This is a genomic window from Nonomuraea maritima (assembly GCF_900100395.1).
Classification (GTDB): domain Bacteria; phylum Actinomycetota; class Actinomycetes; order Streptosporangiales; family Streptosporangiaceae; genus Nonomuraea; species Nonomuraea maritima.
This window is the reverse complement of record NZ_FNFB01000009.1, coordinates 58,734-82,718: the sequence shown is the minus strand read 5'-3', so window position 1 is coordinate 82,718 and position 23,985 is coordinate 58,734. Positions and strand designations below refer to the sequence as shown.

At 71.0% G+C, this 23,985-nt stretch carries 23 protein-coding genes; 10 read left to right on the top strand and 13 right to left on the bottom strand.

Annotation, left to right across the window (positions count from 1 at the left end):
* Nucleotides 1-46: 46 nt before the first annotated feature.
* A complete protein-coding gene (locus tag BLR04_RS17335) occupies nt 47-1,885 on the bottom strand; it encodes a DUF2075 domain-containing protein (RefSeq protein WP_245740305.1) in 1,839 nt (612 codons plus the stop codon).
* A gap of 332 nt (nt 1,886-2,217) precedes the next feature.
* On the opposite strand from BLR04_RS17335, the gene BLR04_RS17330 reads away from it, so the two are divergent.
* The 3 genes from BLR04_RS17330 to BLR04_RS17320 all read left to right on the top strand — a co-directional run bounded on the left by BLR04_RS17330 (nt 2,218) and on the right by BLR04_RS17320 (nt 5,641).
* Complete coding sequence (locus tag BLR04_RS17330) at nt 2,218-3,573, top strand: cytochrome ubiquinol oxidase subunit I (protein ID WP_218129020.1); 1,356 nt, start codon at nt 2,218-2,220, stop codon at nt 3,571-3,573.
* Nucleotides 3,566-4,783, top strand: a complete 1,218-nt coding sequence (locus BLR04_RS17325) for a cytochrome d ubiquinol oxidase subunit II (protein ID WP_090765781.1) — start codon at nt 3,566-3,568, stop codon at nt 4,781-4,783. Before BLR04_RS17330 ends, BLR04_RS17325 begins: the two co-directional genes overlap by 8 nt.
* A gap of 75 nt (nt 4,784-4,858) precedes the next feature.
* Nucleotides 4,859-5,641, top strand: coding sequence for a hypothetical protein (locus tag BLR04_RS17320; RefSeq protein ID WP_143022072.1), 783 nt, complete (start codon nt 4,859-4,861; stop codon nt 5,639-5,641).
* Nucleotides 5,642-5,652: 11 nt separating this feature from the next.
* Here the strand turns inward: BLR04_RS17320 and BLR04_RS17315 are convergent, their stop codons facing one another.
* The 5 genes from BLR04_RS17315 to BLR04_RS17295 form a co-directional block, all read right to left on the bottom strand.
* Complete coding sequence (locus BLR04_RS17315) at nt 5,653-6,513, bottom strand: pentapeptide repeat-containing protein (RefSeq protein WP_245740304.1); 861 nt, start codon at nt 6,511-6,513, stop codon at nt 5,653-5,655.
* Nucleotides 6,514-6,544: 31 nt separating this feature from the next.
* A complete protein-coding gene (locus BLR04_RS17310; protein WP_090765775.1) occupies nt 6,545-7,315 on the bottom strand; it encodes a GNAT family N-acetyltransferase in 771 nt (256 codons plus the stop codon).
* 39 nt (nt 7,316-7,354) lie between these two features.
* Nucleotides 7,355-8,131 (bottom strand): polyprenyl diphosphate synthase, encoded by a 777-nt coding sequence (uppS, locus tag BLR04_RS17305; RefSeq protein ID WP_090765770.1) that lies wholly within the window; start codon nt 8,129-8,131, stop codon nt 7,355-7,357.
* Nucleotides 8,132-8,227: 96 nt separating this feature from the next.
* Nucleotides 8,228-9,208: a small ribosomal subunit Rsm22 family protein gene (locus tag BLR04_RS17300; protein ID WP_090765768.1), complete on the bottom strand. Its 981-nt coding sequence runs from the start codon at nt 9,206-9,208 to the stop codon at nt 8,228-8,230.
* A 121-nt stretch (nt 9,209-9,329) separates the two neighbouring features.
* Nucleotides 9,330-9,911 carry a TetR/AcrR family transcriptional regulator gene (locus BLR04_RS17295; RefSeq protein ID WP_090765765.1) on the bottom strand — a complete coding sequence of 194 codons (582 nt, stop codon included), beginning with the start codon at nt 9,909-9,911 and terminating at the stop codon, nt 9,330-9,332.
* A 75-nt stretch (nt 9,912-9,986) separates the two neighbouring features.
* On the opposite strand from BLR04_RS17295, the gene BLR04_RS17290 reads away from it, so the two are divergent.
* Complete coding sequence (locus BLR04_RS17290) at nt 9,987-10,976, top strand: DsbA family protein (RefSeq protein WP_090765762.1); 990 nt, start codon at nt 9,987-9,989, stop codon at nt 10,974-10,976.
* A gap of 13 nt (nt 10,977-10,989) precedes the next feature.
* On the opposite strand, the gene BLR04_RS17285 is transcribed toward BLR04_RS17290, so the two are convergent.
* On the bottom strand, nt 10,990-11,919 hold the full coding sequence (locus tag BLR04_RS17285; protein WP_090765759.1) for an RNA polymerase sigma-70 factor: 930 nt from the start codon (nt 11,917-11,919) through the stop codon (nt 10,990-10,992).
* A gap of 190 nt (nt 11,920-12,109) precedes the next feature.
* Between BLR04_RS17285 and BLR04_RS17280 the strand changes: the two genes are divergently transcribed.
* The 3 genes from BLR04_RS17280 to BLR04_RS17270 all read left to right on the top strand — a co-directional run bounded on the left by BLR04_RS17280 (nt 12,110) and on the right by BLR04_RS17270 (nt 14,528).
* Nucleotides 12,110-12,607 (top strand): carboxymuconolactone decarboxylase family protein, encoded by a 498-nt coding sequence (locus BLR04_RS17280; protein WP_218129019.1) that lies wholly within the window; start codon nt 12,110-12,112, stop codon nt 12,605-12,607.
* 15 nt (nt 12,608-12,622) lie between these two features.
* Nucleotides 12,623-13,375, top strand: a complete 753-nt coding sequence (locus BLR04_RS17275; protein WP_090765756.1) for an SDR family oxidoreductase — start codon at nt 12,623-12,625, stop codon at nt 13,373-13,375.
* 466 nt (nt 13,376-13,841) lie between these two features.
* Entirely contained in the window at nt 13,842-14,528 is a 687-nt protein-coding gene (locus tag BLR04_RS17270; RefSeq protein WP_090765753.1) for an alpha/beta fold hydrolase, read from the top strand.
* A 48-nt stretch (nt 14,529-14,576) separates the two neighbouring features.
* Here BLR04_RS17270 and BLR04_RS17265 read toward each other — a convergent pair whose 3' ends face one another.
* The 4 genes from BLR04_RS17265 to BLR04_RS17250 are packed head-to-tail and all read right to left on the bottom strand — an operon-like array spanning nt 14,577 to nt 19,590.
* Nucleotides 14,577-15,479: a carbohydrate ABC transporter permease gene (locus tag BLR04_RS17265; RefSeq protein WP_090765750.1), complete on the bottom strand. Its 903-nt coding sequence runs from the start codon at nt 15,477-15,479 to the stop codon at nt 14,577-14,579.
* Nucleotides 15,476-16,357 carry a carbohydrate ABC transporter permease gene (locus tag BLR04_RS17260; RefSeq protein ID WP_090765747.1) on the bottom strand — a complete coding sequence of 294 codons (882 nt, stop codon included), beginning with the start codon at nt 16,355-16,357 and terminating at the stop codon, nt 15,476-15,478. Before BLR04_RS17260 ends, BLR04_RS17265 begins: the two co-directional genes overlap by 4 nt.
* The gene (locus BLR04_RS17255; protein ID WP_218129018.1) at nt 16,357-17,724 is read right to left on the bottom strand and encodes an extracellular solute-binding protein; all 1,368 of its coding nucleotides are present in this window, start codon (nt 17,722-17,724) and stop codon (nt 16,357-16,359) included. Before BLR04_RS17255 ends, BLR04_RS17260 begins: the two co-directional genes overlap by 1 nt.
* 12 nt (nt 17,725-17,736) lie before the next feature.
* Nucleotides 17,737-19,590 carry a glycoside hydrolase family 127 protein gene (locus BLR04_RS17250; protein WP_090765743.1) on the bottom strand — a complete coding sequence of 618 codons (1,854 nt, stop codon included), beginning with the start codon at nt 19,588-19,590 and terminating at the stop codon, nt 17,737-17,739.
* Nucleotides 19,591-19,705: 115 nt separating this feature from the next.
* Between BLR04_RS17250 and BLR04_RS17245 the strand changes: the two genes are divergently transcribed.
* Nucleotides 19,706-20,737 carry a LacI family DNA-binding transcriptional regulator gene (locus tag BLR04_RS17245; protein WP_090765740.1) on the top strand — a complete coding sequence of 344 codons (1,032 nt, stop codon included), beginning with the start codon at nt 19,706-19,708 and terminating at the stop codon, nt 20,735-20,737.
* Nucleotides 20,738-20,810: 73 nt separating this feature from the next.
* Here the strand turns inward: BLR04_RS17245 and BLR04_RS17240 are convergent, their stop codons facing one another.
* On the bottom strand, nt 20,811-21,596 hold the full coding sequence (locus BLR04_RS17240; RefSeq protein WP_090765737.1) for an SDR family NAD(P)-dependent oxidoreductase: 786 nt from the start codon (nt 21,594-21,596) through the stop codon (nt 20,811-20,813).
* Between the two features lie 301 nt (nt 21,597-21,897).
* Between BLR04_RS17240 and BLR04_RS17235 the strand changes: the two genes are divergently transcribed.
* Nucleotides 21,898-22,749: a helix-turn-helix transcriptional regulator gene (locus BLR04_RS17235; protein ID WP_090765734.1), complete on the top strand. Its 852-nt coding sequence runs from the start codon at nt 21,898-21,900 to the stop codon at nt 22,747-22,749.
* Here BLR04_RS17235 and BLR04_RS17230 read toward each other — a convergent pair.
* Complete coding sequence (locus BLR04_RS17230; protein WP_090765731.1) at nt 22,743-23,129, bottom strand: nuclear transport factor 2 family protein; 387 nt, start codon at nt 23,127-23,129, stop codon at nt 22,743-22,745. The genes BLR04_RS17235 and BLR04_RS17230 overlap by 7 nt on opposite strands.
* An 87-nt stretch (nt 23,130-23,216) precedes the next feature.
* Here BLR04_RS17230 and BLR04_RS17225 point away from each other — a divergent pair, with 87 nt between their 5' ends.
* Nucleotides 23,217-23,984: a helix-turn-helix domain-containing protein gene (locus BLR04_RS17225; protein ID WP_090765728.1), complete on the top strand. Its 768-nt coding sequence runs from the start codon at nt 23,217-23,219 to the stop codon at nt 23,982-23,984.
* The last annotated feature ends 1 nt before the right edge of the window (nt 23,985 follow it).

The following is a 23,985-nucleotide window of genomic DNA, read 5'->3' as shown; positions in this document are numbered from 1 at the left end:
ACATCACCCACAGATCCCAGCAATCCAGTTTCCGACCAGCCGTCGCTCACGCACCCGTCTCCAGCAGTCCCGCGAGGAACTGCTGCGTCTCAGGATCGACCGAGTACACGGCGGTGCCCATCATGCCGCGGGTCAGCAGCACCTTGTAGGTGTTGCGAATCAACTGGTCCGCCTGTTCGTCGCTGACGCCTTTCCGCATCAGCGCGGGATCCTTACTGGCGCTGCGCACAGTGACCAGCCTGCCGTCGCGGTGGACGAGATCGGGCCCGAGGATGACGCCGTTCCAGTCGTACTCGAAGCCCTGCGCCGTGTAGACGCACCCCACCTGTTCGAAGCCGCCGGGCGACGAGGCCCACAAGGCACTGGCCGGCGCGTCCCCCACGGCCCTGTCGCCCTTGACGTTCCACGGTCGCGCCCAGTCGCCGATCCGGACGTCGGCGACCAGGCTGTCGCCGTTCGGGCTGCTCCATGGCCAGCAGAAGCCGGCGGTGATCCGCGCCGAGTACCCGGCCGCGAGCCTGGCCTGCAACAGGGCCTCCAGCTCGTACGGAGACTCGGCGAGGGAGACGGCGAAGTGGTCGTCGCCCTTCCACACCTCCGGACCGCCGCCGTCCAGGCCCAGCAGGCGCAGCACCCATTCCTCGTACGCCCGGCTGCCGCCGCAGCGGAACTGGGCGTCCAGATCGACCTGGTGCACGGCAAGGCCGAGAGAGCGGGCATGGGCGGTGATGTCGGCGACGCGCCCCATCTCCCCCGGCCGTACGACCTGATGCTCGTCCAGCAGGAAGACCGGTACCCTCGCCGCGTTGATGAGCTCGTCCACCTGTGGCCGGCCCGTCCGCCGGTCAGCCTTGGTGAACCTGTTCTCCGAGGTCTCGCGAATACGATGTGCCTCGTCGCAGATGAGGACATCCAGATCGTTGGGCCTCGCGGTCATGAAGTTGTTGAAGTACTTGAACATGGCCTTCATCCGGCTCGACCCCTTGGCGACGACCCGCCGCATCGTCTCGGTGAAGGAGCGTGAACCGGTGGCGTGCAGGGCTGAGTACCCACGGTCGGACAGCTCGCCGAGCAGGGACAGCGCGATGACGCTCTTGCCGGAGCCTGGCCCGCCGGTGATGATCACGACCTGCTTGGAGTTGCCGGCACGGGCCTTCTCCACCGCGTGCAGGACCATCTCGAAGGCAAGGCGCTGCTCGGCCAGCAGGACGAACTGGTCACGGTTCTTGATCTCCCCGGCCGCGGCCCTGAGCAGCTGCTTGGACGGCCGGATGGAGCTGGAGAGCAGGCGGTCGGCCGCTGCGGCTCCCGGCTCGGGCGCGAACTGCGCCTTGAGGTAGTCGACGAACTCGCCGCGTCGCGTCTTGCTGAAGAGCCGGGTACGTTCGTCCTCGACGCGGTCGTAGAGGTGGTGGATGTCCAGGTCGCCGGCGTTGTGCAGGTAGGCCACCCCACGGACCGCGCCCCGGTGCTGGTCCAGCGCTCCGACGAAGTCGGCCAGGTAGTCGCAGTAGCCGCGCACCTGCAGCACGGGGTGAAGCTTGGGCCGGTCACCCATGCCCGGCACCAGGACGAGATCAGCGTCGTCCTCGTACAGCTCCGCCTGGCTCCACTGCTTGAGCTCGACGATCAGGTACGAGTCAGCCCCCGTCCGCCGGTCGCGTCCGGCGAGGATGACGTCGGCCCGCTTGCTGGTCAGCGGCAGTTGGTACTCGATGAGCATCTCGACGCCGCCGAGGCCCGCTTCGACCAGGTCGCGCGCCAGGATGGGGATGCTTCGGTCCCAGGACCTGCGTTCTCCCTTGCCCGGGTTGATGCCCTGGGTCGCCCGTAAGTTCTCGGCGATCACCTCGCTGAGGACCCGTTCGGGCACCGACTCAGACACCAGCTGGACCAGGCTTTCCGCCGAATGCCGGAAGACGGCCACGGATGTACCCCCAGGCAGCACGAAAGACTCGTGCGGTATGGGGGCGTGTCCGCTACCGAGGCGGAAGCCCGTCGGGCCGCATCACCGATACGCCCAGCAGATTACCTTGATCCCGGTCGCTCCAGACGCGTGTTGGTCCGGCGAGCCTTGCGGTGTGCGGCGAAAGGTTACTCATAGTATTGATCCGGTTACTTGCTCCATGTCGGGGGTTTTCGTCATTCAGCTGGTCGTGGGGTGTCTGAATGAGGGGTACGGCCGTCCGGGCGGTCAGGTGGTGAGGTGAGGACGGCGTGAGCGTGACGATCGCGGCTCTCGGCGGTGCGGTCGCGCCGGTCGATCCGGGTTACCTGTTCCAGGCGCGGCAGATGCAGGCGTTGTCGCTGGCCGTGCACATCCCGCTCGTGTGCTTCGGGATCGCCTTCCCGGCGATGGTCCTGTTCTGCGAGTGGCGTCACCTGCGGACCGGCGACCCGCTGTTCCGTACGCTCGCCAGGCGTTGGTCGAAGGTGATGCTGGGGCTGTTCGCCATCGGCGTGGTGACCGGGACGATCCTCAGCTTCGAGCTGGGGCTGCTGTGGCCGGAGTTCATGGCCCGCTACGGCAACGTGTTCGGGCTGGGGTTCACGCTGGAGGGGTTCTCGTTCTTCATCGAGGCGATCTTCATCGCGATCTACGTCTACGGGTGGGACCGGCTGCGCCCGCGACTGCACTTCCTCGCGGGCATTCCCGTGGCACTCGCGGGCGTCATGGGGTCGCTGTTCGTGATCTCCGTGAACGGGTGGATGAACCACCCCACCGGGTTCACGACGCAGGACGGCCGCGCGGTCGACGCTCGCCCGTGGTCGGCGCTGTTCGGGAACGGCTACTTCTGGCACGAGTTCGTCCACATGTACGTCGCCGGGTTCGTCGTCGCGGGGTTCCTGCTCGCCGTCCCGTACGCGTGGGGGTTCCTGCGCGGCCGCCGCGACCGGTACCGGCGTACGGCGCTGACGGTGGCGTTGTCGGCGGCGGCGGTGGCCGCGCCGCTGCAGGTGTTCATCGGCGACTGGGCGGCGCGCGAGGTGGCGCACCACCAGCCGGTGAAGCTGGCCGCGCTCGAGGGGCTGGCCCGCACGACCCGCGGCGCGCCCGAGCACCTGCTCGGCTGGTACGACGGCCGCGACGTCGTGTACGGCGTCGAGATCCCGCGCCTGCTGTCGCTGCTGGCCTTCCACGACCCGGACGCGACGGTCGCGGGCCTCGACACGGTGCCGGTGGAGGACCAGCCGCCGGTGAACGTCGTACGGCTGGCCTTCCAGAGCATGGTGGGCATCGGGATGCTGCTCGCGCTGCTCAGCGTCGTCTACCTCTACGTCCGGTTGCGCCACAGACGGCTGCCCGGCTCGCCGTGGTTCTACCGCGCGGTCGTGGTGGCGGGTCCGCTGTCGGTCGTGGCGCTCATCTGCGGCTGGGTGACCACGGAGGTCGGACGCCAGCCCTGGATCGTGTACGGGATCATGCGGACCAGCCAGGCGGTCACCGGCGCGTCCGGGATACCGATCGGGTACGGCACGCTGATCGCGGTCTACCTGGGGCTCGCCGGCGGTGTCGGGTGGCTGCTGCACCGCTTCAGCCGGCTGCCGATCGAGGTGGACCGCGATGGCTGAGATCCCGATGGTGTTCATCCTCGCCGGTCTGGCCGCGTACACGGTGCTGGCCGGGGCGGACTTCGGCGCGGGGCTCTGGACGCTGTTCGCCGGTCGCGGCGAGGCGGGGCACAGCGCCATCCGGCATCACGCGCGGCACGCGATGGGACCGGTGTGGGAGGCCAACCACGTGTGGCTGATCTTCGTGCTGGTCGTGTGCTGGACGGCGTACCCTGTGGCCTTCGGCTCGATCACGTCGACGCTGGCGGTGCCGCTGTTCGTCGCGGCGGTGGGCATCATCCTGCGCGGCTTCGCGTACGCGCTGCGCGGGCAGATCGAAGGCGCCGTCGGCGAGCGGGCGATCGAGTACCTGTTCGCCGTCTCCTCCATGCTGACGCCGTTCGCCCTGGGCACGGTCGCGGGCGGCATCGCCTCCGGTCGCGTGCCGGTCGGCAACGCGGCGGGCGACCTGGTGACCAGCTGGTTGAACCCGACGTCGATCCTCATCGGCGGGCTCGCGGTCGCGGCCGGTGGCTACCTCGCGGCCGTCTACCTCGCCGCCGACGCGCGCCGGGTGGGTTCCTGGGCCCTGGAGCGCGACTTCCGCACCCGTGCCCTCGTGGCGGGCTGCTGCGCGGGCGCGTTCGCGCTGGCCGGGCTCATCGTCGTACGGTTCGACGCGCCGTCGCTGTTCGCGGGCCTCACCAGCGGCGGCGGCAACGTCATGGTCGCCATCTCGGGCGCGGCCGGGGTCGCGACCCTGATGCTGGTCTGGCGCGAACGCTTCGGCCTGGCCCGCGCCTCGGCGGCGCTCGCCGTCGCGGCGATCGTCGCGGGCTGGGCGCTGGCCCAGAGCCCGCTCCTGCTGCCTGGGCTCACCGTCGAGCAGGCCGCAGCGGGCAGGTCGACGCTGCTCGCGGTCATCGTCGCCGTCGCGGGCGGGGCGATCGTGCTGTTGCCCTCGCTCGTCCTGCTGTTCCGGCTGTTCCTGCGGGGCATGCTCGACCACGGCGCCGCCGCCGACGTGGGCGTACCGTCCCCGCCCGCCCTCCCCCACAAGACGCGACGCCGCCTGCTCGAGGGATTCGCGGCCGCCATGCTGGTCATCGGCGGGGGCTTGGCCGTCCTGGCCGATCCCGGCCTGGTCCTCGGCCTCGGCGTCGTCTGCCTGCTGGCCTGCGCGGTGGCGACCTTCGCGCTCGTGGCGGTGGAATCGGACAGCGAGACCTGACCGAATCGCCGGTGGCCCGCGCCGCGACGGCGGAGATCGGCGAGAATGAAGCCAGGCGAACCGCGGGTGGTGGCGATGAGGTTCTTGCGGCGTGTCACGGCCGATCTCCGAGCGCGCAGGTACATCGAGTCGTACGTGGTCGCCCTGCTGCTGCTCGTCTTCGCCGCCGTCTCCGCGCTCAGCGACGTGCTGCCGGAGGACGCCAAGTGGGCGGCCGTGCTGGCCGGGCTCGGCGTGCTGCTCTACCGCGCCACCCAGCCCGAGCGGCCGCGGGGCGGCCACGAGCTGCTCGGGGATCGCTCGCGCTTCGACGGCGCTCCCGTGGCGAGCCTCTTCGACGGCGTCCGTGACGTGCGGATCTTCGCGCCGTCGGCCGCCAACCTGTTGTCGCCGCTCACCTGCGAGACCCTGCGCGAGTCCGTCCTGCGGCACGAGAAGGCCACCGTACGGGTGGTCGTGCTCGACCCCGGCGGGTCGGAGGCGATCACCATCGCGAGCCGCCATCTGGACGAGTCGGACGGCCAGGTGCAGAGCCTGCCGACGGCGTTGGCCACGACGATCGAGCGGCTGCGGCGGATGAGCGGCTGGCAGGTCTCCGGAAATATGGAATATCGCCTATATCCATATAACCCGGGGTTCAGCCTGGTGCTCCTCGACCCAGAAACCTGGCACGGCCGGGCCATCGTCGAGCTGCACGGGGCCGGCCACCTGTCGACGTTCTCCCGCATGCACCTCGACCTCCGGCGCGAGCGGCACGAACGCTGGTTCACCTACTGGGTGCAGCAGTTCGAGCACCTGTGGGCGTCCGCCGAACGTCCCCGGCCACCGTCGGGTGATTCAGGACCGGCGTCCGCGTAGCGCGGCCCGGCTCAGCGCCGGCGGCGGCCCGTGGGACGGCGGCGGGCGGCCGTGGGCGCGTCCGCCCAGTGGGTGGGGCGGGTCAGGGCTGCGGGCAGGCGGGTGGCGCCGTCACCGCCGGCGGAGTTCACCTGGAACTGGGTGAGGAAGACGGCGGTGCTGAGGTCCGCGCCTGACAGGTCGGCCCCGCGCAGGTCGGCCCCGATGAGGTCGGCCCGGCGCAGGTCGGCGCCCCGCAGGTCGGCCCCGATCAGGTAGGCCCCCCGCAGGTCGGCGCCGCGCAGGTTCGCGCCGCGCAACCGGGCGCCGACCAGGTCGGCGCCCCTGCGCCCCGTGCCGCCGAGCCCGGCCCGCACCAGCTCGCTCGTCCGCAGCAGCAACATGTTGACCTCGGCCCGGTGGGCCGCCACGTCGAGCTGCTCCAGCGACTCGGCGCTCTGCCGGGTCAGCTGCTCGGTCCTGTCGAACGCCTCGGCCAGCGCGGGACGGATCTCGCCGGCGGCCTCCAGCGTCAGCGCCTCCGCCAGGTACCACAGCAGCTCGTGGAGCTGCCGCATGACGGGGAAGACGGCGTACATCCGCCGCGCCGTCTCCGGACGCTCGCGCCAGCTGTGCCCCTCGAACGTGACCTGGGAGACCTTCTGCCCGGCTCCGAAGCAGTCGTAGACGGTGCACCCGGCGAAGCCGCTCGGCCGCAGCCGGGCGTGGATGGCGCAGCGGAAGTCGTCCTGGAGGTTGCGGCACGGCTGCCCGGCGTCCTTGTCGACGGCGAAGTCGGACGAGGCGGCGAACGGCAGGGCGACGCAGCACAGCCCGAAGCAGCTCCCGCAGTCGGCCAGGAGCGCGAGACGGCGCTGGTCGGTCGTAGGCAACGGTCTTTCCCCCATGGTGTCGGCGGTCATGTCACGGATGGACGTACGGCGTCGTCACGGCCAGCCGCGCGAAGCCGAGCCTCTCCAGTATGGGACGGCTCATGTCGGAGGCGTCCACCTGCAGGTAGTCGAACCCCCGGGCGATCGCCTCACGTGCCCGGTAGGCCACGAGCGCCCGGTAGATGCCCCGTCCCCGCCACTCCGGCGCGGTGCCGCCGCCCCACAGGCTCGCGAAACGGGTGCCTGGGTGCAGGTCCATGCGGGCGGCGCTGATCGCGGCGTCGCCCGCGAGTGCGAGGACGGCGACGACGGAGCCGGCGGCGAGCTGCTCGGGCAGGCGCTCCCTGATGCGGTCGCGGGCGGCCGGGCCGAAGGCGAGCTCGTGCACGTGGGCGACCTGCTCGACGTCGTCGGGCCCGGTCACCGGGGCGAGGCGGACGCCCTCGGGGAGGGCGACCTCGCCTGCCACGCGGGCGGCCTCGGCCACCATGAGGGTCTCGGGCGGTTCAGGGACGAAGCCGGCGGCCAGCAGCCGCCGGCCGAGGTCCGCCGGCTCGTCGTGGTCGTACAGCTTCCATTCGAAGGGACGTCCGAGCGCACCGAAGTGGCGCACCTGCTCGGCGATCGCCGCGTCCGCGCGGGCGGCGTCGAGGCCGGACCAGACGACACCGTTCCACCCGTGCTCTGGGCCGACGTGGCGGACCACGTCCCCGGCCTGCTCCACTGTGGCATCCGGGCCGTCGGGAGTGATCCCACGGCGTAGTTCGCGGTCGAACAGGGCCAACACTTCATCGTGACGCATCCGGACATCTCACCAGCAGCCGGACATCACGGCAAATGCTTATCCGCCGTACCGCCGCTGCCGCGCCGCGAAGCTCCGCAGCGCCCGCAGGAAGTCGATCTCGCGGAACGCCGGCCAGTACGCCTCGCAGAAGTACAGCTCCGAGTAGGCCGACTGCCACAGCAGGAAGTTCGACATGCGGTGCTCGCCGCTGGTGCGGATCACGAGGTCGGGGTTCGGCTGCCCGGCCGTGTAGAGGTGGCGGGTGATGTCGTCGGCGGTCAGCGACGCGGCGAGGTCCGTCATCGACTGACCGGACTCGGCCCGCTCGTACAGCAGCTCGCGCAGCGCCTCCACGACCTCCTGGCGGCCGCCGTAGCCGATGGCGAGCGTGAGGTGGAAACCGGTGGCGCAGGTGCGGGTGGCCTCGACCGCGCTCTTCAGCGCCCGCGCCGTGGTGTCGGGCAGCAGGTCGAGCATGCCGGCCACGTGGACCTGCCAGCGGGAGTCCGGCCGGTCGAACTGGTCGGCGACCATCTGCTCGATCGTCCGCAGCAGGAAGGCCACCTCCTCGTCGTCGCGATGCTGGAGGTTCTCCGTCGAGCACAGGAACACGGTCACGTGGCTGACGCCCAGGTGCTCGCACCATGACAGCACGTGCTCGATGTGCTCGGCGCCGTACTTGTGGCCCATGCTCGGGTTGGCCAGGCCCATCCGCTTGGCCCAGCGCCGGTTCCCGTCTGCGATCAGGCCGACGTGGCGGGGCAGCGGCCCGGCCATGACCTGGCGGCGCAGCCGCCGCGCGTATAGGGAGTGTAGGAGGTCGGTGTGCACCATGACAGGATGACGTGAGGGCGGCACCGGAATCTGATCTTTCCTGATTTCCGGTGCCCAGTTGCGTGATCTCGTGGTGGTCGGTGACGGACCGTCACCTCACCGTGGCGGCCAGCCGTCGCCCCATTCCGCGTCGCGGGCCGCGCGGTAGAGGTCGCCCTGCCGCTTGGAGACGATCACGTCGGCGATCCCGCCGTCGTCGCCGCACAGGCGCAGGGAGACCACGCCCTTGCGTTTCTGCGGATGCCGCAGGACGCGGGCGGCCGGGCGCGGGGCCGCCGTCGTGGCGGCGGCCACGTAGGAGAACTTCTCGTCCTCGAAGCTCAGCGTTCCCGACTTGACCCTGCGGTGCAGGGAGCTGCGGGGCAGGCGTACGGAGAAGTGGCACCAGTCGCGTCCTGGCTCGATCGGGCAGCGGCCGTCGTGGGGACAGGGCGCGAGCACGGACAGCCCCGCGGCGGTCAGCGTCTCGCGGGCGGCGGCGATCGCGGCGTAGCCCACCGGAGTGCCGGGCTCGATGATCACCACCATGGCGGCGTCCGCCGCCAGCCACCTGACGACCTGCGCCTGCTCGGTCCGCGGGAGCTCGCCCAGCGCGTACGACATGGTGACGAGGTCGGCGGCGGGACGGTCGAGGCCGGCAGCGATCGACGCCCGCCGCCACGTCGTCTCTGCGAGTGCCGGCGAGCGGCGGGCCAGTCGCCTGCCGAGGTCGATGACGTCCGCGTCGTGCTCGATGACGGTGACCTTCTCGACCGACGGCCACACCTCGGTGGCCGCCCAGATCGCCGCGCCGGTGCCGCCGCCGACATCGAGCTGGCTGCGTGGCGTGAACCCTGGGCTCAGCGCGGCCGCCTGCCGCAGCGCCGTGGTGGCGGCGGCGTACGTGGCGGGCATCCGGTACGCGGCGTAGGCGGCGACGTCGGCGCGCGAGCGCAGGTGGTTGCCCCCGGTGGAGGTGCCGGTGGAGGCGCCGGTCCGGTAGCGCTCGGTGAGCCGGGCCGTCGCCTCGGCGAGCTCCGGCGGCGAGAAGCGGGCGAGGGCCTGGTCGAGTGCGGCTCTGAGATCTTCGGGAAGCATGACGGGATCCACCGGGAACGAGACGGGACGAGGCCGACACGCGACAGTATCAAGCCCCACCCCACCCCCGCGCACACCCACCCGCGCCTCGTCGCACCTCCCGGCCGGCGCGGGGCGGTGGTCAGGCGTCCCCTGCGGGGCCGCAGCTGGTACGGAAGAGGCGCCAGAAGGACAGTGCCGCCTGCTGCGGCTCGCTCTGCCGGTCGCCCGACACCCAGTGCGCGACGACGCCGACGAGGGCCCCGGCCAGGTAGGCGGCGTGCACGTCGACCGGCACGTCGTCCCAGCCCCGGGGACGCCGCCCGCCGGCGAAGCGCTCGGCGAGCTCGGCGGTGAGGCGTTCGCGCAGGCGGGCGCAGAAGCGGGCGCTGCCCTGCGGGCCGAACATGCGCGCGTACAGACCGGCGGTGCCCGCCACGTGCGTGAACAGCTCGACCAGCGGCTCGGGCGCGCGGTCGCGGGGCGCGTCGAGAGGACACAGGGCGGCGGCCCGCGCCACGGCGGCCACGGCGTCGTCCATGGCGTCGGTCACCAGGGCGTCGACGTCGGGATAGTGCAGGTAGACGGTGGCGCGGTTCACCTCGGCGCGCTTGGCCAGCGCCGACACGGTGATGGAGGCGACTTCCTGCCGCGCGGCCAGGTCGAGCGCGGCGGCCCTGAGCCGGGCACGGGTGCGCCGCGCTCGCGGATCATCCGGATTCACCTCGCCACTATACGACAGCCATCGCTTAGACGACATATGTTGACTAATCGACATATGTCGTCTAATGTACGGGTCATGCTGATCGAGATCTGGGCGGACGTCGTCTGCGGGTGGGCCCACATCGGCAAGAAGCGCATGGAGAAGGCCCTCGCCGCCTGGCAGGGCGAGCCGGTCACCGTCGTGTGGCGGCCGTTCCAGCGCGACCCCATGGCCCCCGCTCACGCCGAGCCGCTCGAGCGGACGCTGAGCGACCCCATCGCCGAGGACGCGCTGCGCGCCTGCACGCCGCCCGGCCTCTCCAACGCCGACAACCGGGCCCGGGTGGCCGAGGAGGCCGCCGCAGAAGGGCTCGGCCCGCAGTGGGGCGCCGAGTGGCGGCCCAACACGCTGGAGGCGCACCGGCTGATCGCGCTGGCGTACGAGCAGGGCGGCGCCGAGCTGCAGGACCGCGTGGTGGAGCGGGTGCTGAACGCGCACTTCGTCGAAGTCCGCGACATCGGCGACCCGTCCGTGCTGGCCGGCATCGCCGAAGAGGCCGGCCTCGCCGCCGCGGCGCGCTTCGACGCGCCCGCGCCCCGGCCGGGCGCGGAGCTGGTGCGCGAGCTGCTTCTCACCGGCAAGGCCAAGGGCGTGCGCACGTCCCCGACGATCGTGGCGAACGGCCTCGCCCTCGAGGGCGCCCAGCCCCCGGAGGTGATCAGGGAGTTCCTGGAGGACGCGAGCCGGCACACCCCGCGCCGGTTGCCCGCCGAGGTCGAGCGGCTGCGCCACGCCGAGTCGCTGCTCGACCAGCGCGACCCGCTCGGCGCGCTCACGCTGCTGCGGCCGCTGATGGACGAGCACGGCGACGACCGGGGCGTGCGCCTGCTGGCCGCGCGGGCGTACTTCGGGTCGGCGCAGCTCAACCGGGCGCGCGCCGCCCTGGAGTCGCTGGTGGCCGAGTCGCCCGACGACTCCTACGCCCGCCACCTGCTGGGCCGTACGCTGCAGCGTCAGGGCCGCCATGAGGAGGCCGCCGTCCACCTCGCCATGGCCGCCGCCATGACGCCCGACTACACGCCGTAGGGGCAGGCGCCGTTCAGCGGGTCACGGCGGTCTCCCGCTCCACACGTGACAGCTTCTCGGGGTTGCGTACGTGGTAGGCGCCGGTGACATAGCCGTGCTCCACGCGTACCGCCATCACTCCGTCGATCTCCCCGGCGACCCGGACGAGCAGTCCGGGGCCGCCGTTGATCTGCACCAGCTCGACCGACCGTTCGGCTTCACGTCTCCACCAGCCGGCGGCCAGCAGGCGGGCCACGTTGTCGATCCCCACGACGGGCTGCAGCAGGGCGTGCCTGACTCCGCCGCCGTCGCTCAGCGCGACGACGTCCGGCGCGAGGACGTCGAGCAGGCTCTGCAGCTCGCCGGTTTCGACCGCTCGCTGGAAGGCCTGGAGCACGGCTCGGGTCTCGGCAGGGGAGGCGACGCCACGGGGACGGCGGGCGGCGACATGGGCCCGTGCCCGGTAGGCGATCTGCCGGACCGCGTTCGGGCTCTTGTCGACGGCTTCGGCGATCTCCTCGTAGTCCAGGGCGAACACCTCGCGCAGCACGAACACCGCCCGCTCGGTCGGCTGCAGCGTCTCCAGCACCAGCAGCATCGCCATCGAGACGCTCTCGGCCAGCTCGACGTCCTCGGCCACGTCGGGCGCGGTGAGCAACGGCTCGGGCAGCCACGGCCCGACGTAGGACTCCTTGCGCCGGGCGAGCGCGCGCAGCCGGTCGAGCGCCTGCCGGGTGACGATCCGCACCAGGTAGGCGCGCTCCTCCCGTACGGTGCCGAGGTCGACGTCCACCCAGCGCAGCCACGTCTCCTGCAGGACGTCCTCGGCGTCGGCGGCCGAGCCGAGCATCTCGTAGGCGACGGTGAACAGCAGGTTGCGGTGGGCGACGAACGCCCGGGTGGCGGGGTCGGCACGATCGAGCGACTTGGCCGGGTCCGCTCCTCGTTCGGTCCGCTCGGTCATGCCCCGCTCCTGCCTGTTCGTTCTCCGCTCTGCCACACGCACAAGACGCGAGTATCCGCCGCTTCGTAACACCTGCGACAGGTGACCCATGTCACATGTCCGCGCCGTTACGGGTTCCGGGGCGCCGACGTCTCGTGGTCGTCAGGACGCCGCACGACGGCACCACGACGAACGAGAGGGAACTCTTCCCATGTCCACGCTTCCGACGACCGGCCGGCGATCGCGCATGCCCAACCCCCTCCCCTTCCTCCCCGAGCTGACGGAAGTCGGCCAAGGGCTGCACAAAGCCCTCCAGAACAGCGCGATTCCGCAGACCACCATCCACCTGCTCCAGCTGCGCGCCGGACAGCTCCTCGGCACCACGTACTTCACCGTCAGGGAGACCGGCATCCTCCGCGATCTCGGGGAATCGGAGGAGCGCATCACCGCCGTGGCCACCTGGTGGGACGCCGCCTGCTTCACCGACGCAGAACGGATCGCGCTGGAGATGGTGGAGGCGGTCCTCACCCCGAACCCGTCAGGCGAGCGCGTCCCCGACGAGCTGTACGCCAGGGCGTCGGCGCACTACGACGACCAGGCGATGTGGTCGCTCGTCATGGCGATCGCCCACATCGGCTTCTTCACCCCCGCCGCACTGATCGCCAAGCCCATCCCCGGCATGCCCCCGGGCCAGAACTACACCGCGTAAGAAAGGCACACCGCCATGAGCATCACCACGTTCGCGGTCGCGGGAGCCACCGGGCGGCTGGGCCGCCACGTCGTCGACGTCCTGACCGAGCGGGGACACCGGGTCGTGCCGATGTCGCGCGCCACCGGGGTGGACGTCATCACCGGTGCGGGCCTCGCCGAGGCCCTCACCGGGGCCGAGGTCATCATCGACGTCGCCTCGTGGCCCTCCTCCGACGAGGACGCCGCGACGGAGTTCTTCCGTACGTCGGCCCGCAACCTGCACGAGGCCGGCCGGAAGGCGGGGGTCGCCCGGATCGCCGTGGCGTCCATCATCGGCGCCGACAAGGCCACCGCGGGGTTCGTCGCCGCCAAGAAGGTGCACGAAGAGGTCCTCCTGTCCGGCCCGCTCCCCGTCCGCGTCCTGCGGGCCGCGCAGTTCCACGAGTTCGTCGGCCAGCTCCTGGACTGGCAGGAGGGCGACGTCGCCTACGTCCCGGCGCTGCCGACCCAGCTCGTGGCCTGCCGCACCGTGGCCGAGGAACTGGTCGACCTGGCCACCGCCCCCGCCGTCCCGACAACCCCGATCCCCGAGATCGCCGGACCCCGCAAGGAGAGCATGTCCGAGGCGGCCCAGCTGCTGGGCGCCCGCCGGGGCGTCAAGGTCGTCGAGGTCGACGGGTCCGGCATGCCCGACGCCGAGATCGCCGCCGCGGGCGGGTTCCTGCCCGGCCCGCACGCCAAGCTCGCCGGCCCCACCTTCCAGGAATGGCTCACCACCCAGCCCTGACCCGTTATCGCCCTTGTTCTCGGGCTTCCCGAGAACAAGGGCTTTCCTGACGATCACCGGAGGAACGGACAGATGATGACGAAAGCGCCGGATTTGCCACTGCACAGGCGGCCCGGTTCAGCAGCGCCCTGACACCGTCCCGTGGGGCCGGGCACATGAACGCCGGCGAGCTGTCCACGACGCAGGCCGGGTAGCTGATCGGATTCGGCCCGCCCGAGCACACGCGGTTGCGCCTGCCTCGGGGGCGCCACTGGCGCGGATGGGGATGCGCATCGCCTTCCCTACCCTGCTGCGGCGCTCCCGGCCTCGCGCCGGCCGGCCCGGACGAGCAGGTGGAGTTCCGGCCCTCCAGCCTCGTGTACGGCGTGCACGCGCTGCGGGTGACGTGGTGAACGGGTACGGGACCGATGAGTTCTCCGCTCCGCGGGAGTCCTCACCCGGGAAGACCACAGGAAGGACTCGTCCCATGCCCACCACCCGCCACCTCACCCGTCCCGGCGTACGGCTGCGTTACGACGTGCGCGGATCCGGGCCGCTGCTGGTACTGACCGGCGCGCCGATGGCCGGGATGCACTTCGTCCCGCTCGCCGACGCGCTCGCGGACGGCTACACGGTCGTGACGCACGATCCGCGCGGCATCTCCGGCAGCGTCCTGGACGACCCCGGCCAGGACTCCACCCCTGAGCTGCGCGCCGACGACCTGGCGGCGATCCTCGACGACCTGGGCGCCGAGGACGCCGACGTGTTCGGCAGCAGCGGCGGCGCGGTGACCGGGCTCGCGCTCGTCGCCCGCCACCCCCGCAGGGTGCGCACGCTCGTCGCGCACGAGCCGCCCGTGCAGGAGTTGCTGCCGGACGCCGCCGCCCACCGCGCCGCCGTGGACGACGTCGTCGAGACGTTCCACCGCGACGGGCTGGAGGCGGCGTTCGGCAGGTTCGTGACTCCTCCGCTCCCTGAAGAGAGCGGCTTCTCGCCCCGCTTGCGCGGGAGACGACGGCCAAGCCCTGACCGATGCCCGAAAGCACGAAAGCAATCGTATCCGGAGGTGGCGACAATTTCCGAGGTTCTGTCACTGCACGCTCGGGCCTTGACGGCCCTCCCGCTCCCGATTCCCCCGTCGCCTCAAGGCGACGGTCCCCTCGGGAGGATCTGATGGACCGCACGGCCGAGTTCGCCGAGGTGCTGCGCAAGACCCTGGCGGTCAGTTCTTGATGCCGGTCAGCGTGACCCCCTCGATGAAGTAGCGCTGCAGGAAGAAGAAGAGCGCGACGATGGGCGCGATCACCGCCGCCGACGCGGCCATGAGGTAGCCCCACTGGGTGAGGTACATGCTCTGGAACGACGCCAGCCCCAGCGACAGCGTGTAGTTCTCCTCGCTCTGCAGGTAGAGCAGCGGCCCCAGGAAGTCGTTCCAGGTGCCGATGAACGTGAAGATGGTCACCACGATGATCGCCGGCTTGGACAGCGGCATGACGATCGTCCAGAACACCCGCCACGGCGAGGCCCCGTCGATGTACGCGGCCTCGTCCAGCTCGAACGGGATGGTCAGGAAGAACTGCCGCAGCAGGAAGATGTTGAACACTCCCCCGCCCGCACCGGCGAACCAGCTGGGCACCGTGAGCGGCGCGATGGTGTCGATCGCGTCGAGCTGCTGCCACATCACGAACGTCGGGATGAGCGTCACCGCGTACGGCAGCATCACGCCGCTCAGCAGCAGCGCGAAGACGACGTTGCGCCCGCGCCAGCGCAGCCGCGAGAAGCTGAACGCGGCCACCGAGCAGGTCAGCACGGTGCCGAGCACGCTGATGACGGCGATCACCAGCGTGTTGAGGAAGTAGCGGCCGAAGGGCTGGCTGGTCAGCGCCTCGGAGAAGTTCGACCACTGGAACGGCGAGGGCAGCCACTCCGGGGGCGAGACGAACATCTGCGCGTCCTGCATGAGCGCGCTGCGCACCAGCCAGACGAACGGCAGCAGGGTCGGGATCGACCCGGCGAGCAGCGCGACGTACAGCAGGACGCGGCCGTACCTGCGCGGCCGGCGCAGCCCCTGGGTGGGGGCCACGCCACGCCGGGCGGTCTTGTCGGGGGTCGCCACGGCGGTCATCGCGCGCCTGCCATCTCGTAGTAGACCCAGCGGCGGGCGTTCCTGAAGATCAGGAACGTCACCACCATGATGATCATGAACAGGGTCCAGGCGAGGGCGCTGGCGTAACCCATCTCGCTCTCGGTGAACGCCTTGCGGAACAGGTAGTAGACGTAGAAGAGGGTGGCGTGGTTGGGGCCTCCCTCGGTCATGACGTACGCCTGGTTGAACACCTGGAAGGTGCCCACGACGCCGACCACCAAGTTGTAGAAGATGGTCGGCGTCATCATCGGCAGCGTGACGTGCCAGAAGCGCCGCCACGCACCGCCGCCGTCGATGGAGACGGCCTCGTACAGGTGCCTCGGCACGCCCTGCAACCCGGCCAGGAAGATCACCATGGTGTTGCCGAAGCCCCAGGTGCTCATGATGATCAGCGAGGGGACGGCGGTCGACTCGGCGTAGATCCACTGGGAGCCGGGCAGGCCGCCCTGCCGCAGCAGGGAGTTGAGCAGGCCGAAGTCCGGATTGAAGATCCAGATCCAGAGCACGACGTTCGCGATGGCCGGCACCAGCGTCGGCAGATAGAAGATCGTCCGCCAGACTGCCAGGCCGCGTACCTTCTCGTTGAGCAGCATGGCCACGGCGAAGCTGACGATCAGCACGAGCGGGACCGCGCCGAGCGTGTAGTAGGTGGTGGTGCCGAGCGACTTCCAGAACAGCTCGTCGTGCGCCATCGCGGTGTAGTTGTCCAGGCCGACGAAGGACGGCGAACCGCCGATCGTCCAGTCGGTCAGACTGAACCACGCCGAGGCCACCATGGGCCCGATGGTGAAGATGACGAACCCGAGGATGGCGGGCAGCGCCATCAGGATGCCCCAGCGCGTTTCGAGACGGCGCATCAGACGTCCTGGGTGTGCTGCCAGCCCTGGAGCATGCTGGAGATCTTGGGTGCGGCCGCCTTGAGGATCTCGCCGGCCGGGCGCTTACCGGTCTCGATCTCCTGCAGGGCAGGGGTCAGCACGTCGCTGGAGATGGAGGACATGTTCTTGACGCGGTTGCCGAACACGGGCACGCCGTGGTCGCGGGCGTAGTCGACGACGGCGGTACGGAACTCCGGCGGGTGCAGGTCGTTCTTGGTCCAGGAGTCGACGGCCGCCTGGTCCTCGTAGTACTTCTTCTCCTGCGGCATCCACAGGCCATTGGCGAACAGGTCGACGTAGCGCGGGTCGTTGTGGAAGGCGAACAGCTCGACCGCCTCCTGCTCGTGCTTGCCGCCCGCGAACACCGCCGACGCCCCCGCCACCTGGGTGGAGGTGTACGGCTCGGCGTACTTGGGCAGCACGCCGATGCCGTAGTCGACCTTGCTCTCGTTCATGTCGAGCAGGCTCCAGTGGCCGTCGACCACCATCGCCACCCGCTTGGTCTTGAGCAGGATGTTCGTGCCGGGCACGTCGTCCCCCGTCGCGGCGAGCTGGCCCGGCCCTGGGGCGACGCGGTGCTTGTAGATCAGGTCCTGCAGGTTCTGGAACACCTCGACGGCCTCGGGCGTGTCCAGCAGGCACTTCTTGCCGGCCTCGTCGGCGAAGTCGACGCCGTTGCTGCGCAGGAAGCCGTACCAGGCGGCGCCGTAGGTGATGCTGCTGGAGATGCCGAACTGCCTGACCTGCTTGGGGTCGAAGCCCGGCTCGTCGGGGTGCTTGCCGTTCTGGTCGACGGTCAGCTTGTAGGCGGTCTCGACGAGCTGGTCCCACGTCCACGCGGAGGCGGCGTCGGCGGGCGGCGGCGCGACGCCCGCCGCCGCGAGGGCGGACTTGCTGTACCAGAGCAGCTCGATCTCGTTGGCCGTGGCGACGCCGTGCAGGTTGTCCTGGCCGGTCCACAGGTACGCGTCCGGCAGATATCCGGCCAGTTGCGGATATTTCTTTAAATAGGGGTGCAGGTTGACGAGCTTGCCCTGCTCGCCCAGCCGGAATGACATCGCCAGCGGCACGTAGCCGACGTCCGGCAGCCGGTTGCTGGCCACCAGGGTGTTGAGCTTCACGTCGTACTCGTCGGGCGTGTAGAGCGGCTTGACCCGCACGCCGGGGTGCTTCTGCTCGTACTGCTTGAGCATCCGCTCGACGGCCGCCTTCTCGAACGTCGAACCCCAGTACATGAACTGGAGCTCCACGTCACCGCCGGAGCCCGAGCCGGAACCGCCGCAGGCCGCCGTCGAGGCGCCGAGGGCGGCCAGCCCGCCGAGCTTGAACAGGTCGCGTCTTCTCATCCGCGTCATTCCTTACGCGAGGGGGATCCAGACCCGCATCGCGCCGCCGTCGCGGTTGTCCCACTGGTAGTAGGGGACGGCGGTCGCGGTCACGGCGGTGCTGGTCGCCAGGGGTTTCGTGGTGTACGGCAGGCCGCCGCGCGGCTGGTGCACGGCGACGGCGTCGGTCTCGATCAGTACGGTGCGGCCGGCTCCCCCGAGGTCGGCCACGGGCTTGACCCGCAGCGGGGCCCTCGGGTCGAGGGCGAGCTCGGCCACGTCCACGCCTTCGGGCTGGTCGGCCTGCTCGAAGCAGTAGACGAGCGGGCCGCGCTCCAGCGCCACGCAACCGCGGACGGCGTCGATGGCGTGGTGCGGGTAGCTGAGCCTGGGCGTCATGTCCAGCCGCAGCTCGACCGTGTCGCCGGCCTGCCAATCACGACGGATACGGAAATATCCGTCGGGGTCGGCTTCTGCCGGGCTGTCGTCGACGTACGTGGTCTCGCTCCACGCGGGGATACGCAGGGCGAGCTCCCACTCCCCCGCCTCCTCCACCGTGATCCGGACGAGGCCGTCCCACGGGTAGTCGGTCTCGACGCGCACCTTCCCGGCTACGGTTCCCGGCATGTACTGGTGCAGCTGAAGGCTCCCGTCGCCGGTGGTCGCCACGTACGAGCCGAGCGAGGCGACCAGGCGCATGATGTTCGGCGGGCAGCAGGCACACGCGAACCACTCCCTGCGCCGCCCGAGGTAGGCGTCCTCGACGAGGTCGTCGCGGCGCTGCAACGGGTTGACGTAGAAGAAGCGCAGGCCGTCGGCCGAGGTGGAGGCGGCGAAGGCGTTGTGGAGCGTGCGCTCGATGAGGTCGGCGTGCCGGCCGTGGCCGGTCGCCAGCAGCAGCCGCCAGTTCCAGTGGATGCTCGCGATGGCGGCGCAGCTCTCGCTGTAGGCGCGGTCGGGGGGCAGCTCGTACCGCTCGCCGAACGCCTCGCCGTCGTGGCGCGAGCCGTGGCCGCCCGTGATGTACGTCTTGGTGGCGACCATGTCCTCCCAGCGACGCAGCGAGCACTCCAGCAGCGACTCGTCGCCGGTCTCCAGGTAGACGTCGACGACGCCGGCCTCCAGGTAGAGCTGGCGCACGGCGTGCCCGACGGCGGTGCCTGCCTCGCGCACGGGCAGGTGGTCCTGGGCGTAGAGCATGCCCATGCCGCTGTCCTTGACGAGGCCCTTGCCGCGGTTGTCGATCAGCTTGGCGGCCAGGTCGAGGTAGGAGCGCTCGCCGGTCAGCCGGTAGAGCTCGACCAGGGCGGTCTCGACCTCCGCATGGCCGTCGATGCCGTCGTTCCCGCCGGTCAGGAACACCTCGACCAGGTGGTCGGCGAGGCGGCGGGCGACCTCCACGACGCCCGGCCCGATCCCGGCGCGGGCGGCGGCCACCGCCGCCTGGAACAGGTGGCCCGCGCAGTACATCTCGTGGCTGTACTCGAGCTCGGCCCAGATCTTGTCCGGCTTGACGACCTGGTAGTGCGAGTTGAGGTAGCCATCCGCCCGCTGGGCCTTCCTCAACACGGCCGCCGCCTCGTCGGCGAACCGCGCGTACTCGCTCTCCGGGGCGCGGACGTGCTCCCAGGAGAGCGCCTCCAGCTGCTTGTAGAGGTCGGAGTCCTGGAACCGGTAGCCCTGGAACGGCCCCTCGCCCTCTCCCCCGGCCCTGCGGAGGTTGGGCAGCGCGCCCGAGCGTTCCATCTGCTCCATGCCCAGCGGGATGCTGGCCTCGTGGTTGATCCGCTGCCAGCGGGCGAAGGGACCACCGGTGATGTCGACGTCGCGAATGCCGACCGGCCGCCACACTGCCCGGCCGGACGGGTCGACGGGACTTTGGTGCATCGAGCTCCTTAGACTCCGTGGGAAACTCGGGGAATAGGTTTTCTCACCCGGAGAGTAAGGTGTGATACATCACAGGTCAAGGGACCGTCATGTGTGACCGCGAAAGGGGAATCGGTTGGCCAGCCCTTCCGACGGGACAACGAGAGCCGTCACAATCAGAGACGTCGCGGCGGCCGCCGAGGTGTCGATCGGCACCGCCTCCAAGGCGCTCAACGGGCGCGGACGGATGCGCGTCGAGACCCGCGACCGGGTGCTCGCCGCCGCCGAGCGGCTCGGCTTCCGGCCCAACCCGTTCGCCCAGGGCCTGCTCGCCGGGCGCACGTACACGGTGGGCCTGGTCACCTCCGACAGCTTCGGCCGCTTCAGCATCCCGGTGATGCTGGGCGCAGAGGACGCGCTGGACGCCGGGCAGATCTCCGTCTTCATGTGCGACACCCGCGACGACCCGATCAGGGAGCGCCACTACGTCGAACGCCTGCTGGCCAGGCGCGTCGAGGGCATCATCGTGACCGGGCGGCGCACGGAGCCCCGGCCGGGCATCGGCCGCGACCTGCCCGTCCCGGTCGTGTACGCGATGACGCAGTCCGCCGACGACTCCGACGTGTCGATCATCCCGGACGACGAGGGCGGCGGCGCGCTGGCCGCGCGCCACCTCATGGCGACGGGCCGCACCCGCATCGGGCACGTCACGGGCCCGCAGAGTTTCGAGGCGGCCCGCCGCCGAGCCCAGGGCATGACCACCGCCCTGGGCTCGGCCGGGCTCGCGCCGGCCGGCGAGATCCTTTACGGGCAGTGGAGCGAGGAGTGGGGCCGGCAGGGGGCCGACGTGCTGCTGCACGAGTCGCCCGACGTGGACGCCGTCTTCTGCGGCAGCGACCAGATCGCGCGGGGGGTGGCCGAGACGCTGCGCGAGCGGGGACGGCGGGTGCCGGAGGACGTGGCGCTGGTGGGGTTCGACAACTGGGAGCCGATGGCGCTGGGCTGCCGGCCGCCGCTGACGACCGTCGACATGAACCTCGGCGAGATCGGCCGCCTGGCGGCCCGCCACCTGCTGGACGCGATCGCGGGCGACCCGGCGCCCGGCGGCGTCACGATCGTCCCGGCCGGCCTGGTGCTCCGCGAGTCCACCCGCCGTGGCACCTCGTGACCGGCTCTCAGTAGAGAAAAGCTTTTCCCGGACTGAGCCGCGACACCTCCGTGCCACGGCCCGGGCTCTCCTCTCAGGCGCCGGCGCCGCCGTCCACCGGGACGATGGCGCCGGTCACCATCGAGGCCCGGTCGCTGAGCAGCCACGCGGCCGCCTCGGCGACCTCGCGGGGCTCGGCCATCCGCCCCAGCGGGATCGATGCCTTGGCTCGCTCGATGATGCCGGGAGTCGCCGCCTCCCACGCGTCCATCATCTCCGTGACGGTTCCGCCGGGGGTGATGCCGTTCACCCGGATGCCGTCACGTGCCCAGCTCACCGCGGCGGTCTCGGTGATGCTGTTGAGCGCCCGCTTCATGGCGCCGTACGCGGGCAGGGCCGGGTTCGCGCGGCGGCTGCCGATGCTGGAGGTGTTGACGATGGCCCCGCCGCCGGTGCGCCGCATGAGCTCGGCCTCGGCGGTCATGGCGGTCCAGTGCGCGCGGAAGTTCACCGTGAACTGCTCGTCGATGTCCTCGTCGGCCGTGGTGTCGAGCGGGCCGGGCCGCCGCTGGCCGGCCGCGCCGTTGTTGAAGGCCCCGTCGAGCCGTCCGTGCAGCTTCTCCACGTGGTCGACGGCGGCGCGGATGCTCGCGCGGTCGGCCAGGTCGAGGGGGACGGCGTCGGCGACGCCGCCGTCGGCGCGGATCTCGGCGACGATCTTCTGGAGCGCGTCGACGCCGCGGGCGGCGAGCACGACGGACGCGCCCTCCCGCGCGAAGAGCCGGGCGGCGGCCGCGCCGATGCCGCGGCTGGCTCCGGTGATGAGCACGACCTTGCCGGTGAGCAGGCCGATGGGGGTGAAACCGATGTCGTTGGTCATGCCGGAAGTGTCCGCCCGGTGCCCGGTCCGGATGCAGGCACAGGCAGTACCAGGATCCACCGCCGCGCGGCATGCAGACTGAGGTTGTGACTCCTCCGCTCCCTGAAGAGAGCGGCTTCTCGCCCCGCTTGCGCGGGAGACGACGGCCAAGCCCTGACCGATGCCCGAAAGCACGAAAGCAATCGTATCCGGAGGTGGCGACAATTTCCGAGGTTCTGTCACTACACGCTCGGGCCTTGACGGCCCTCCCGCTCCCGATTCCCCCGTCGCCTCAAGGCGACGGTCCCCTCGGGAGGATCTGATGGACAAGCAGGAACTCGGGGCGTTCCTCCGCAGCCGTCGCGAACGGCTCCGGCCGGAGGACGTCGGCCTCCCCTCGGGACCGCGCCGCCGGACGCCGGGGCTTCGCCGCGAGGAGGTGGCCGTCCTCGCGCACATCTCCACGGAGTACTACGTCCGGCTCGAACAGGGCCGCGCGCCACGGCCGTCGGGCGAGGTCCTCGCCGGGATCGCGGGCGCGCTGCGGCTCACGGACGCCGAGTCCGACCACCTCCACCTGCTCGCGGGCACGGCGCCGAGGCGTACCGGGTTGCACCGGCGTGATGTGCGTCCGAGCATCCTCGCGCTCATCGAGCGGCTGCCGCAGACCGCCGCCTTCGTGACCTCCGCCACGTTCGAGGTGCTCGCGTGGAACGACCTCACGGCCGCCCTCATGGAGGACTTCGGCGTGCTCGCGCCGAAGGACCGCAATCTCGCGCGCCGGGTGTTCCTCGACCGGCCACGCCCGGGCGCCGAGCTGTACGGAATCTCCGACGCGACCGAGTTCCGGCACCACGTCGTCATGAGACTGCACTCGACCCTCGCCCGCTACCCCTCCGACCCCGCCGTGACCGGCCTCGTCGAAGAACTGCGCGGGGCGAGCCCCGACTTCGCCCGGCTGTGGGAGCGGCACGACGTGCAGGCCGCGCCCATGCTCACCAAGACGTTCCACCATCCGGTCGTCGGCGAGGTCACCGTCGACTGCGACGCGCTCGCGCTCACCGACCGCGACCAGCACCTCGTCCTCTACACCGCGCCACCGGGATCCCCCGGCGCCGAGGCCCTGGCCCTGTTGAGCGTCCTGGGCCCCGACGCGTATGCGCCGCTTCAGTGATCGGCGGGTTCCCACCACGTCAGGTTGGCGGCTGCCCGGGACACCGGTTCGATGATCTCCCACGCCTCGGCGATCAGCCCGTCGTCGAGGCGCCAGACGTCCACGACCGCGATCTCGGCCGTGCCGCCGGGCAGTCGGCGGCGCGAGTGCATCACGACGTGGTCGCCGTCGGCCAACAGATGCTGGATCTCCACGTGCATGCCGGCGAGCGGGACGAGCGCGGCGCGCACGGCGGCGAGCCATTCCGCCTTGGATGCCGAGGTCGAGTCGGGACGGTGATGCACGAAGTCGTCGCGCAGCAACGGCGCGAGCGCGTCGACGTCGCCGGTCGCCACGAGTGCCGTCAGTGCCTGCTGGACGATGCTCTTGTTGTCGGTCACGGGAGCAGTGTCGCCGCGGCCCGCGTGGGCTGTCGATGAAATCGCATGTCATTGCGTCCCCCTGCACGGCGAGTAGCATCGGCGGGCATGCACACGGTCGGGGAACTGTTACGGCACTGGCGGCAGCGCCGCCGGCTCAGCCAGCTCGACCTGGCGATCGCCGCCGACGTCTCGGCCCGGCACGTCAGCCTGGTGGAGACGGGCAAGTCCAACCCGAGCGCCGAGATGATCGTGCGGCTCGCCGACCAGCTCGACGTGCCGTTGCGGGAACGCAACCGGCTGCTGCTGGCCGCCGGCTTCGCGCCCCGCTACGCCGAGCGGCCGCTCGGCGGGGCGGCGTTGCAGGCGGCCTGGAACGCGGTCGCGAGGGTGTTGCGGGCGCACGAGCCGTATCCGGCGCTGGTCATCGACCGCCGGTGGAACATCGTGATGACCAACCGCGCCATCGACCGGTTCCTCACGAATGTCGCTCCCGATCTGCTGCGACCGCCGGTCAACATGGTGCGGGTCGGGCTGGACCCGCGGGGTCTCGCGCCGCACATCGTCAATCTCGCCGACGTGCGGTCGCTGCTGCGGACCAGGATCGGGCGTCAGCTCGCCACGGCCCCCGACCCCGAGCTCACCGCGCTGTACGAGGAACTGCTGGCGGAGGGCTCCGAGGAGGCCGATCAGCCGATCGAGTCCGAGATCGCCACCCCGATGATCTTCCGGTTCGGCGAACGGGAACTGCGGCTGTTCTCGACCACCACCACGTTCGGCACCCCGCTGGACATCACCCTGGACGAGATCGCGATCGAGTCGTACTACCCGATGGACGCCCAGACCGGCGCCTACTTCACGGACATGGACCGATAAG